Source organism: Clostridium sp. LIBA-8841 (genome assembly GCF_057782475.1).
In genome coordinates this window covers 1,066,738-1,079,039 of record NZ_CM173488.1, presented here as the reverse complement: position 1 = coordinate 1,079,039, position 12,302 = coordinate 1,066,738, and the positions used below count along the sequence as shown (strand labels likewise).

Below are 12,302 nucleotides of genomic sequence, written 5' to 3'. Positions count from 1 at the left end.
TTGGCCATTTTTTAAGATTTTTATTTAATATGTTGATTATAATTACCATAATCCAACATAAATTTCAGTAAATTTCTTTTTATCTCTCACTTTCAATAAGATTTTTCATAGTTTCTTTATTCATCGCACCAGGTATATATTTAGTTATATATCCTTCTTTGTTTATTATAAATGTTGATGGAAACGCATTTATACCATATTGATAAACCATAGAACCATTTTCATCAAATACAACAGGGAAACTATAACCTTCTTTTGATAAGAAATCTTTTATATAATTCTCTGATCCTTCTCTTCCTACATTAGGAGATGCTACTCCAAGGATAACTACATCATCTTGATTTTTATTATACTCTTTGTAAAGTTCCTCTATATGTGGCATCTCTCCTCTACATGGTGGACACCATGTTGCCCAGAAATTTATAAATACAGTCTTTCCCTTATACTCACTAAGTGTATGTTTATTTCCATATTGATCATATAAAGTAAAATCTATTGGAGCTATTTTCTGCTGCTCACTCTCACCTTTTTTGTTCTCATTGTTGCTTTCATCCTTGTTTTCATTGGTACTTTCAGCCTTTGTTGTCTGATTTTCATTATAAATTTTTGCTTCTTTATTTACATTTCTAACTCCACCTATAAGCATAATTAATCCAGCTATTATAATGAAAATACCACTTACCTTCTTAATTAAATCCATATGTTTCTTTATACTATCAAACTTTTTAAATAATTTGCTATAGAATAATGATGCTATTATAAATGGCAATATAAAACCAATTGTATAAGTTAATATCAGTAAATTAGATATTACAAAATTTTGTGAACTTGATGCCATAACAAGTACTGATGCCAATATAGGTCCAATACATGGTGTCCATCCAAAGCTAAATGTAAATCCTAATATAAATGCTGATGCTGGAGACATAGACTTATATTCAAAATTTAATCTTTTTTCTCTATTTAGTAGATTTAATTTTATTATTCCTAAATAAAATAATCCCATAAATAATATTATGACTCCACCTAAAATCATTATGATATTCTTATTAGCGTTAAAAAAGGAACCTAAAGCATTTATTGATGATCCTAATATAAAAAATGTAGTAGAAATTCCTAAAGTAAAGAATATTGTATTTTTTATTAAAATACTGCTCTTAAACTTAGAATCTCTCATATCTTCTACACTGCTATTAGATAACATACTCAAATATATCGGTAGTATTGGCAATATACATGGTGAGAAAATCGATAGAATTCCCTCCACGAAAACAATAAAGAAATTGATATTTTCCACTAAACCTTTTCCCCCTTAATAATTATTTATAAATTTTAACTTTATATCAGATTAAAGCTATTTTTAAATTGCTAACTTTTCTTTCAAAAAACTAAAAATAGTACTAAATAAAAGAATCTTTCAAGCCACTATTTAATACTATTTAAACAACTACCCTTCACAAGAAAGATTTAAATTTCCCCAATTTATCATTACTTCTAAAATAGGTAATAATGATAATCCTGATTTACTTAAATAATAGGTTGATTCAACTATGTTATTGCTAGTTTTTTTATCATTAATTATAATGTTATTCTCAATTAGTAAATCTAACTGTTGACTTAACATCTTTTTACTACATCCGTCTAATAATCTTTGTAATTCTCCAAATCTTACTTTTTCCTCTTTAATGCTCCATACTATCTCAGCAACCCATTTTCTACCCAAAATGTTTGACAATGCTTCCACTGGACAATTATACGTATCATTATCTACTTTATACATCTTAACCTCCTAAATTCCTTAAATATCCTATATTAAATTTACATAATATCTATGTAAATTTTATGTATTTTTATCAATATCCTTACACATTATATATGGCCTTGAATTAGCTCTTTGTTAATTTCATATCTATCAAAAATTAACACCATACTAAAACAAAGCCATCTATTTAATAACTAAACTAATTATTTTTTAATTGACTACCTTTTAAATCAACATTCACCTAAAACAGAGGCTAATTATAATGTCTTCTCTATCATTTCTTTTAATGATTCTTTAGGTAAGAAACCTACATTTGTAGTAACTTCTTCTCCATTTTTGAATATTTTTATTGTTGGTATATTCTTAACACCATATTCTGCTGCTTTATCTGAATTTTCATCTATATCTATTTTAACTATTTTTACATTTTTCATTTCACCTTGGACTTCATCTAACACTGGAGCTAACATCTTACAAGGTCCGCACCAAGTTGCAAAGAAATCTACTACAACAATCCCCTCTTCTTTTAATACTTCATTTTCAAATTGATTTTCATTTATATGTTTTACCATTTGTAATACCTCCAAAAAACTTTCTTTTCTTAACTTGTTTTTATTATATCAATCTATATTTTTTTAACAATCAGGCACTTTTTAGTTACCACATTGTTGATTAACTAACCTTTTTAAATCTTTCTTACTTTCTTCCGTCTAAATATGAAACTGCACTTAAAGATGCAATATTACCTTCACCAGCGGATTTTATATACTGATATGGCTTACCAACACAATCACCAGCTGCAAAGCATCCTGGAATATTAGTTTTCATTAATCTATCACATTTTATATGTCCCTCTTCTTCTTGAAGTCCAGGAACCAACTGAGCAGGTGGGATTGCATCCTTTAATAAAAATACTCCATCTGTTTCAATTTCACTCTCTTTAAAAACTATTTTTTCTACACTATTATTACCTGTAATTTTTATAGGTCTTTCATTAACTATTGTTATTTCATCATTTAATTTATAATCATTTTTATATAAAGGAACATAATAAACCTTTGATGCTATTTCACTTACAAAGTTTGCTTCCTGTTCTCCCTCTTCATTCGATGATACTATAACAACTGTTTTTCCTTTATATAAAGGAGCATCACATGTAGCACAATATCCAACTCCCTTACCTAAGAATTCTAATTCTCCCTCTAATGGCTTTGAAAACTCTACTCCAGTTGCTATTATTATAGACTTGGCCTCATAAACATTGTCCTTAGCCATAATGCTGAAATAATCACCCATAGAATAAACTGTATTAACTCTTTCTTCAGTTATTTCAATTCCATTTGTATTAATATGTTCTCTAAAAGCTTCTGCTAACTTTTGTCCATTTGCATTAGGTAATCCTAAATAATTATTTACCTTTGGTGCTCTTCCGATCTTTGGACTAAAGTTTTTAGTACCAAAAATAATAAATGATTTCTTTCTTATTTGTGCATTAAGTGCTGCTGATAATCCAGCTGGTCCACTTCCTATTATTGCTATATCATATCTTTCGTTCATGTAACAACTCTCCTTAATGAATTATTCTTGTTCTTAACTTGTCTTTATTTTATATAATTAGCTTTTTACCTGCAATTAGGCACTTTTTAGTTACTACTCTAATTTCCAAAATATAAAATAAAATACTAATTATTCACCTAGATATTTATAGTTATATAACAATATAAGTACTTGTCTAAATAAATAATATAGTTTTAACAATGACCTCTAAATCATATATTCAAAATTACATTAATTATGATATAATACACATTAAATAAAGGAGGTGTTTTTCTTGAAAGTACATGATACATTCAGCTACAAACTATCTTGCTCCTTGCAAAGATTACCAAAAGTAAGCTATGCTTTGTTTGGAGCCTAAGATATTAAGTTAGCTGAATATTATTTAGGTTCTGTAACACATAGCTTTTTTAGTATTCTTTGCTTTAATACTATTACGTAAGGTAAAGGAGCAAGGAAAATGAAATATGTAAAAGCACAGGATGTGTTACCAGAGGAAATCATTGAAATACTACAAAAATATGTAGATGGAAAGTATCTTTATATTCCAAGAAAAGATGAAAATCAAAAGGCTTGGGGAGAAAATAGTGGCATAAGAGAAAGTCTTAATGCTAGAAACACTGAGATTTTTAAGAAGTATAAAGATGGAATCTCCATAAATACTCTCGCGAAAGAGTACTTTCTTTCAGAGAAAAGTATAAGAAGAATTATAAGTGATAAAAAGAAATTATGCTCATAATCATTACAGAATTAATTATTAGATTGAACCCTTATTTTAAAAGATGTTATTATTTCATTAAAGCATTAGTCAAAGTGATAACATCTAAATTTAAAACAAGCTTTAAAGACAATATGATTATGAATATATTATGTTTTAAATATAGATGATTATTATTACTCTAATCTGAGTGATAATAATCATTTTTTATTTTGAAAAGGAGGTATGTTTTAATGAAACCTTTTATAAAGAAAGAAGATTTTAATTTTATAAGAAAATGTACAACTGATTTACATGGTACTTTAATAAACTGTGTTGACCCTAATATTATAGAAACAAATAAAGCATATATAAATGAAAAAATATTAAATAGATTTATTGATATATCTGATGAAGAAAGAAACTTAATTGATATTAATAAAATAACTGATCCACTACATATTGATAAATATCTAGAAGATTTAAGTGAATATGTATATGGAATGGCACCAGTAAAAAGCACTCAACTTACTAAGTTATTTAGAAAAGAAAAGAAACTAAAGATTCCTGACTTAGACTTTGAAAGTTCAAAAAAAGTATATTTAGGTTGGATTGATGAAGGAAGTCGTAAATTATTTATAGCCTATAATTTAAATGGCAAACTTTCTGGTATATCATGTAAAATACCTAGCTATAATTCAAATAATAATCATATTTGTACCCTATGTAATCATATAGGCACTAATTCTGAAGTAGCTTTTGTATCTGCTGTTTGTAAAACATCTAATCCAGAACAAGGCACTTATAGAAGTATCGGTTTTGATATTTGCTTAGATAGTGAACAGTGCAATGAGAGAATTACATCAAGGTCTAAACTTGAAAAACTTTTAAAGGATGTTAATAACATAAAATAGTGAATTTATAAGGACAGTAGCTAATTTTGCGTAAAAAACAAAATTACCTACTGTTTTTTGTATGAACAGTTGATAATTTTCAAATAATATATTATAAACTTTTAGGATTAGTCTGCTTCTAACTTAATATTTAAATACTATAAGTATTTCTACCCTTTTTTTTAGATTCATAAAGCTTAATATCTGCATTCTCTATTAAATTTTCCATATCTTCAATTGATTTAACCATCTCAGTAGCAATTCCTAAACTTATGGTTACTCTATCTAAAGCTTTAGAATAATTATGAGAGATATTCATGTCATAAATATTTTTCATAAGAAGTTCAACATCATTAATAATATACTTCTTACTCCTAGTTGATATTATAAGAAATTCCTCTCCGCCATATCTAAAGACTAAATCTTTACTTAAAGTCTTTTTTATAGCATTAGAAATTTGTAATATTACATTATCACCTCGTATATGCCCATAGTTATCATTGTATAATTTAAAGAAATCTATATCAATCATTATAGCAGTTATTATTTTTTCTCTTTCTGAGTATTCTAATTTTATTGACCTTAAGTACTCCTTATTATAAACTCCAGTCAGTGGATCAATTTTATTTCTTTCCTCTAACTCTTTATTTAACCTTCTTAATTCTTCCTCTATTTCTTTTTGACTTGAAATATCTCTAACCGAACCTAATAAGCCATGCACTTTTCCTTCTTTATCTATGACAGGAGTTTTTATTGTCTGATAAACTGCAAACTTATCGCTATTTGGTATAGGTACCTTTTCATCAATATATAAAGGCTTCTTTGTTTCTAAAACAAATTTATCATGGTTATTACATGTTTCTAAAAATTCTCTATCTAAAGGAAAGTCTAAATCTGTTTTACCAATTATATTATTAATACCTCTACTATTATAAAATTTTCTACACTCTTCATTTATAATAGTATAATTTAAATCTATATCCTTAAAAAAAACAATTTCTGGAATACTATCTATTAATAATTTAAATAGTCCAACTTTATTGCTGTTATAACTATTATTTATATTTTTAATAAGCATTCCAATAAAAACACCCTTTTTTACGTTAATCAATATTCTAGAGTAATTTTCATTGTTTATGTTAAACTCCTTAAAATATTTACTTTTCTCATTTAATCCAACATCAAATATTTTTTTAACATCTTCTGTACAATTTTTATCAATTTCTTCTATATTTTTAATGTTTAAAACTTTCTTAAAAGTTTTATTTACAAAAACTAAGTTATTGTTTTCGCAAACCCAAGCTAAAATATCAATACTGTCTAAAGAAATAAATAATTCATCCATGGCTTTCTTCCTCTGCTACACTAAAGTTTATTTATAATATATGTATTAAACACATTATTTTTCATTTATATTTATAATTTAAAAATGGTTAATAACATAACACTATTTACTTATAAATATATTTTCCATTTTATTCTTTGTATATATTCTACATAATTATGATAAATTTCTAAAGTAAAATTTTACTTTTAGATATAATAAAAAATATTACTTACTATTAAAATATAAAGATACCCATAGAATAAAAATTCTATGAGTATCTCATTATAATTTTATTTTAGTAAAAACCTTATTTACTTATGGTGTATTCATATCATTATCATTGTCTTTATCTTTACTATATTTGTCATTATCATTGTCTTTATTATCTTTGTCATCGTCTTTATCTTTAATTCTAAAAATTCCCCACATACCGGATTCTATATCCCATCTTATAATACCTGATCTATATAGATAATCCCCTGGTATAGTAGATGCTCCATTTAATAGTTCTATATTAAATACATTTCCTACACTCATAGCTCCTTGAGCTGATATAATATTTGAGAATGGGTCACTTGGTTGTGCTTTCCATTTATGACCATGAAGTACAAAGCAAGTATTTCTAGGTTTATCTCCTGGCATTAGAAGTCTTATAATAACTCTTTCCCCTGGTGAAGCTTCAAATATTGGTGTAGCTGGATCTTTGTGAACATCAGAACTAAATACATCTGCTATAACATGTCCACCCTGTAATCTATTGAAGAATCTTTCTGATCTATAGTTAAATCCTTTTTCACCTCTATCTTCAAAATCTACTGGTTCAGGTTCTTCTCCTTCTTCCCCACCTTCAACTTCTTGATTAGTCATTATTAACTTACCCTCTTCATCTAAAAGTCTTATTCCATTGTGCATAAAAATTACAAATTCTCTAAATTTTTTTCTCTTAGATTCAGCTATAGTTACTTGCTCTCCATAAATATTGTCACTCTCTATTTTTGATCCTTCTGGTTCTATTATTATTGCTCCAAATAAACCATGATATCTGTGATTTCTTATATCTGTAAAAGATGATAATAAGCAAGTTCCGTATTCTTCATCAGCATACCATAAATAAGTTTTACTATCTCCAGGTCTTACAGTTTGTTCTATATTGTTGTATCCTACATTTATACCACTATTAGTTATTGGATTAAATCTTAAGAATTGTGGGCTAATTCCTACTCTCATAGATGGTGTAACTTCTTTATCAACTGGTACTCCTGGAAAATCGTAATATGGTATTGGTTCAGTAAAGCAATTAGTTAATTTTACTTTTATACATTCACCCTTTTTAGCTCTTAATATCAATGGAGTTGGTTCTATTTTACCACTTATTATATCATCCTTGTACTCATATGGTACAAATAATAATCCATCAGGATCATGATCTCCAAAATTATTATATTTGATATCTTTTTGTATAGCTGCTATATGAAACTCTCTTACTTTTTTACCTTTGCAGTAATCTATTTCATTATAACAATCCTCTGAATAGCTTATAGGAATTAATTTTTCAGTTTTCTTTTTGTAAACCCTTATTATTCCCCATAATCCTAGCCAAAGATCATCTTGACCTCCAAAATAGTAAATATAATCTCCTGCTTTATAGTCATCTGTTATTCTTATATTAAATGCCTCTGATATTCCCATTGTTTGAGCTTGAACTAATGGTGACTTTTTATCTGTTATTTCTTTTCTCCATTTCATTCCATTTATATTAAATGCATGTTGTTCTTCTTGGGCTCCATCTAATAATCTTATTACAATTTCTTCTCCAGGATAGGTTTCTAATATTGGTGTTACTGGATCTTCATGAATTCTAGAACTAAATACATAAGCTGAATCATCATCATTTAGCTTTTTCCCTTTTAGTCTTTCTCTTAATGGCTCACATTTATAATTTATACCCATAACACCTGGGTCATCATGTGATCCTGGGAATGGAGGTTTGTTTAATGGATTTCCTTTCTTATCAAATAGTAATGCAAAATCATGAACAAATAATCCGAACTCTCTAAAAGTTCTACCTGAAGGAGTTTTTATCACTGCTTTTGTTCCATATTTTAGTGGTTTACCTGTTTTAGGATCATAATATTTTGATCCTTCCGGCTCTATTATAAGAGCTGCAAAAACTCCATGTTGTTGATGTGAATTTGGATTAAAATGATCATGGAAAAAACAAGCATTTAATTCTTCATTAGCATAGTATCTTTCTACTAAGGTTTCTCCATAAAAAACAGAATTAATATAATTGTATCCATTTGCACCACCGTCTGAAGCGGTAACGTCAAATTTAACTAAGTGTATATGAAATCCTGCATTATCAGTTAAAGTTTTTAGTTGGAATTCTGTTTCTGGCAATGTTTCTGGTAAAAAATTAGTAGTTCTAACTTCTATACAATCACCCTTATTAGCTCTTATGACTAATGGTTCTACATCAATACATCTACTTTCTACTCCATCTACATATTTCTTAGCTAACTTTTCTTTATTTTCATTTGTTACCTTGCATCCTGTATATCTTTCTATTTGTTCCTTTGTAACATAAAATCTTCCATATGGGTCATTCCAACCAGCATTGTTATATACTAATTTTGCTTCTAATAAAAATAGTTCAAATACAACATCTGCTTTTTTACATGAACAATTATCTTTTTTATCTGGACAAGGTTGAGTATATAAAGCTCCTCTATCAAAATTTTCTGTAAAGTTAGCTCGCTCCATAGGAGTTGGACATATTTTATTTCCACTCTCTTGATTTAGTATTCCTAGAGGTGGTTGCTTTGGTCTCTCCTTAAATTTTCCATCTATGAAATTCGGATATCCTGGATGACATGCGTCTTTTTTAAGAGGTGGTTTTCTATCAGGAAGTGGCTTTAACTCTTTTATAATAGTTCCATCCGGATATCGTGCAGGTATAATATCCCCATTTTCAAGTACTACATCTTTACCTGTTTCTAATCTATCAAATACTCTCCATAAACTCCACATTCCTTCATGGAAGTGAGGATATAAATGGCAGTGCCATATATGATCTCCTATAGATCCAGCTAAACTTCCTGCTCCGTGTAACATATCTAGGGTGTAACTTTCTTGAGGACTTATTGATATAGAATCTATTATTGTTGAATCTGGATTATCTGGCTCTAATCTCCATTGATGTGTGTGAAGATGGAATACATGTGTTTCCTTTACACCTCCGTGTATAAGTCTAAACTTGGAAGGATCTCCTTTATATGCTCTTGGTATAAAAGTTGCTGGATCACCGTAAGTCCAAGAACTCATAGAAACATCTTCTCCATCTACAATATGCCCGGTATGATGTGCTATATCTATTTCATTAATATTATCATCGGAATCACAAGGATTGCAATACTTGAAACCTTTATCTTTCTCTGGTATAAAACCAGCTCTATTTACCATAGGTTCTGATCTGTAACTTATAGCAGTTACCCCCATTGGTTGCTTAGTATGAGGATCTATTATTTGGCCTCCAAATCTATTTACCATTTCAAGTTCATCGTGAAAATATACTGCATATTCTCTAAAGTCTGGCTTATTCGGATTGTGTATATCAGCAAATATACCACTTTTTAGTTCATTTCCATCTACAGGATCTGTCCACCATGATCCCTTAGTTTCTACTATAAGTGCTCCAAATAAACCGTGTATATTAGTTCCTTTTTCACTGAATCTAGTATCGCCCATATCACTAAAGTAGAATATACCTTCTCTATCTGCGTACCATTCATAAGTTATCTCTTCACCAGGGCCAACTGTGGAATCATCATTGTAACCTACCCTAGCACCATCAGATAATATACTTTTGTACTTAAGCCCTTGCATATGAATTGATAATCTTCTTGGTTCATTATGCTTAAACTTTATTTTTATAGTATCTCCAACATTTGCTCTTATTGTAAGAGGCTGAACTTCCTCTGTGGGTTGTGGGAGTGGATCTCCCTTTTCATCTTTTCTATAGAAATTTTCTAAAGCTTTCCTTTTTACCTCCTTCTTATGCTCTTTTAATATATACATCAATCCATTTTTATCATGGTCACCAAAAAAATCATATACAATTGGTATAGATAGTACTGTAACATTAAAGGTTCTGGTTTTGCGTTCAGCATTATCGTTTTTCATTTTAATTACCCCTTTGTTTACATATTTTTATACTATATAATATTACATAATAGTATAATTGGTAACCTTTTTATCCTTTTGTTTATTAATTTTAGAACATGATTTTATTTCAATTTAACTATAATCATATTATAAATACTTAAAAGAGTAATTCTAATTCTGAATTTAATATATACTACTTTAAATAAACTAAAACTGAAATATAATGACTAAAAATTCATTTAGTAAACCACTAGTTTTTAAGGTTAACTAAAATTAGGTTGGCTAAAATAATTCCTTAAAGTATAAAACAAAAGAAAATTATTCTTAAAATATAATTTTTCATAAATTACAATAATAAAATTATCCATAATATTCAAAAGATGTATCCATAAATTTGAATACACCTTTTCATGTCTAGTATCAAAATAAATTTTAATTTCTCTCTTACACTGACTTATTGTACATTTCAATAAAATCTATTGTTTTTTTATGTTGAATCCTATAATACGCGATACTTCCTACTATGCACCATATTATTAAGGCTATTATAGATTCTTTAGTTAATGCTGCTGGCGAAATTGGTAAAAGTAATAACATGACAAATATTATACTTATAACTACACCTATTATTGCTATTATTTTATTCTTTTTATTTTCAGCTTTTTTTATCCCTATTAAAGACACATAAAGATATGCAACTGAAGCCCCTAATGATGACATATCTACTATCCAAATTATTGCTTCTCTACCAAACCAAGGTGCTATTAAGCTAACTATTGTTATAAAGATTATGGCATTTCCAAAAACTCCATTATTGTTTACCTCACCAATTTTCGAAGGAAGTATTTTATAATTAGCTATAGATCCCAATAATTTTGAACTACAAATCATAAAACCATTTATTCCACTCCATACTGCCGCAGTTAAAGCTATAATCAATAATAAGAAAGCGCCCTTGCCTAATGTACTTAATACTGCACTTCCCGCTGCCCACTCTAAACCACTTGCTTGTTCAGGTGAATAAGCTAAGGCTGTTATAATATTCAATACATTATAAATTAATGCTCCTATTACTAGAGAAACAATTGCAACTCTTGATGCTTTTTTCTTAGAAAAATTTAATTCCCTACTTAATTGTGGAATGGCATCAAATCCTATAAATGCAAAAGGTGTTATTGCAAATACTTTTAATACTTGGCTTAAGTCAAAGGAGTATGTTTCAATATATGTCTTAACAAAATTAGTTCTATCTCCTTTAATTAACATTCCTACTCCAACAACTAATATCATTAATATTAAACTAAAAATTATTACATTTTGAACTTTACTTGTTTTCTTTATCCCCTTTAAATTTAATGAAGCAAATGCAATTATTATTATACTGGACATTAATATTTCTCCTAAGTAAACATCATATCCAGCAATATTATATAAATAGCCAAACTCTAAAACCCCACCAAATATCTTTTTGATTACAAGTGGAAAGGCAGTGGCATTTAACGGAATCATTGTAAAATACGCAAGTGTTAAAAACCACCCCACAATAAAACCATGTTTCTTACCTAAATTATTATATGTATAAGAAAATTCTCCACCTTCTTCATCATGAGTTTTCATCATTATTAAATAGTTTTTTTCAATGATTATTATACATATAACACCAAGTGCAAGTCCTAAAAATGTATTTACTACTCCTGATTCTTTTAAAAATTTTGTTCCAGGCAACATAAAAGAACCCCAGCCTATTATTGCACCTAATACTATTGAAAATATATCTATTTTACTCAATTTATTTTCTCTCATAATTATCTCCATTCTTAACTAATCTAATTAAATATAAAAAATAAAATTTTCTAAAAGAAAAAAGCTATAATTAGTTTTTGTTTTAAATTAACCAATTAT

General features: G+C 27.9%; 8 protein-coding genes and 1 pseudogene. 2 read left to right on the top strand and 7 right to left on the bottom strand.

Annotated features, from left to right (window positions below; all coding sequences use genetic code 11):
- Positions 1 to 79: 79 nt before the first annotated feature.
- The 4 genes and pseudogenes from AC2A4K_RS04585 to AC2A4K_RS04570 all read right to left on the bottom strand — a co-directional run bounded on the left by AC2A4K_RS04585 (position 80) and on the right by AC2A4K_RS04570 (position 3,319).
- Positions 80 to 1,297, bottom strand: coding sequence for a cytochrome c biogenesis protein/redoxin (locus tag AC2A4K_RS04585; RefSeq protein WP_322504144.1), 1,218 nt, complete (start codon positions 1,295 to 1,297; stop codon positions 80 to 82).
- Between the two features lie 150 nt (positions 1,298 to 1,447).
- Complete coding sequence (locus tag AC2A4K_RS04580) at positions 1,448 to 1,780, bottom strand: winged helix-turn-helix transcriptional regulator (RefSeq protein WP_322504145.1); 333 nt, start codon at positions 1,778 to 1,780, stop codon at positions 1,448 to 1,450.
- A gap of 239 nt (positions 1,781 to 2,019) precedes the next feature.
- A pseudogene (gene trxA / locus AC2A4K_RS04575) lies at positions 2,020 to 2,361 on the bottom strand (thioredoxin); the annotation flags it as partial.
- 97 nt (positions 2,362 to 2,458) lie between these two features.
- The gene (locus AC2A4K_RS04570) at positions 2,459 to 3,319 is read right to left on the bottom strand and encodes an NAD(P)/FAD-dependent oxidoreductase (protein WP_322504146.1); all 861 of its coding nucleotides are present in this window, start codon (positions 3,317 to 3,319) and stop codon (positions 2,459 to 2,461) included.
- 460 nt (positions 3,320 to 3,779) lie between these two features.
- On the opposite strand from AC2A4K_RS04570, the gene AC2A4K_RS04565 reads away from it, so the two are divergent.
- Positions 3,780 to 4,058 (top strand): CD3324 family protein, encoded by a 279-nt coding sequence (locus AC2A4K_RS04565; protein WP_322504147.1) that lies wholly within the window; start codon positions 3,780 to 3,782, stop codon positions 4,056 to 4,058.
- 212 nt (positions 4,059 to 4,270) lie between these two features.
- The gene (locus AC2A4K_RS04560; RefSeq protein ID WP_322504148.1) at positions 4,271 to 4,930 is read left to right on the top strand and encodes a FusB/FusC family EF-G-binding protein; all 660 of its coding nucleotides are present in this window, start codon (positions 4,271 to 4,273) and stop codon (positions 4,928 to 4,930) included.
- A 130-nt stretch (positions 4,931 to 5,060) separates the two neighbouring features.
- On the opposite strand, the gene AC2A4K_RS04555 is transcribed toward AC2A4K_RS04560, so the two are convergent.
- The 3 genes from AC2A4K_RS04555 to AC2A4K_RS04545 form a co-directional block, all read right to left on the bottom strand.
- A complete protein-coding gene (locus tag AC2A4K_RS04555) occupies positions 5,061 to 6,254 on the bottom strand; it encodes a sensor domain-containing diguanylate cyclase (RefSeq protein WP_322504149.1) in 1,194 nt (397 codons plus the stop codon).
- A gap of 297 nt (positions 6,255 to 6,551) precedes the next feature.
- Positions 6,552 to 10,418, bottom strand: coding sequence for a multicopper oxidase domain-containing protein (locus AC2A4K_RS04550; protein ID WP_322504150.1), 3,867 nt, complete (start codon positions 10,416 to 10,418; stop codon positions 6,552 to 6,554).
- A gap of 426 nt (positions 10,419 to 10,844) precedes the next feature.
- The gene (locus AC2A4K_RS04545; RefSeq protein ID WP_322504151.1) at positions 10,845 to 12,203 is read right to left on the bottom strand and encodes an APC family permease; all 1,359 of its coding nucleotides are present in this window, start codon (positions 12,201 to 12,203) and stop codon (positions 10,845 to 10,847) included.
- Positions 12,204 to 12,302 lie beyond the last annotated feature (99 nt).

Coding starts and splice junctions, on each gene's coding strand:
- AC2A4K_RS04555 (WP_322504149.1), bottom strand. CDS start 6,254: ATGGATGAATTATTTATTTCTTTAGACAGTATTGATATTTTAGCTTGG.
- AC2A4K_RS04565 (WP_322504147.1), top strand. CDS start 3,780: ATGAAATATGTAAAAGCACAGGATGTGTTACCAGAGGAAATCATTGAA.
- AC2A4K_RS04550 (WP_322504150.1), bottom strand. CDS start 10,418: ATGAAAAACGATAATGCTGAACGCAAAACCAGAACCTTTAATGTTACA.
- AC2A4K_RS04560 (WP_322504148.1), top strand. CDS start 4,271: ATGAAACCTTTTATAAAGAAAGAAGATTTTAATTTTATAAGAAAATGT.
- AC2A4K_RS04545 (WP_322504151.1), bottom strand. CDS start 12,203: ATGAGAGAAAATAAATTGAGTAAAATAGATATATTTTCAATAGTATTA.
- AC2A4K_RS04570 (WP_322504146.1), bottom strand. CDS start 3,319: ATGAACGAAAGATATGATATAGCAATAATAGGAAGTGGACCAGCTGGA.
- AC2A4K_RS04580 (WP_322504145.1), bottom strand. CDS start 1,780: ATGTATAAAGTAGATAATGATACGTATAATTGTCCAGTGGAAGCATTG.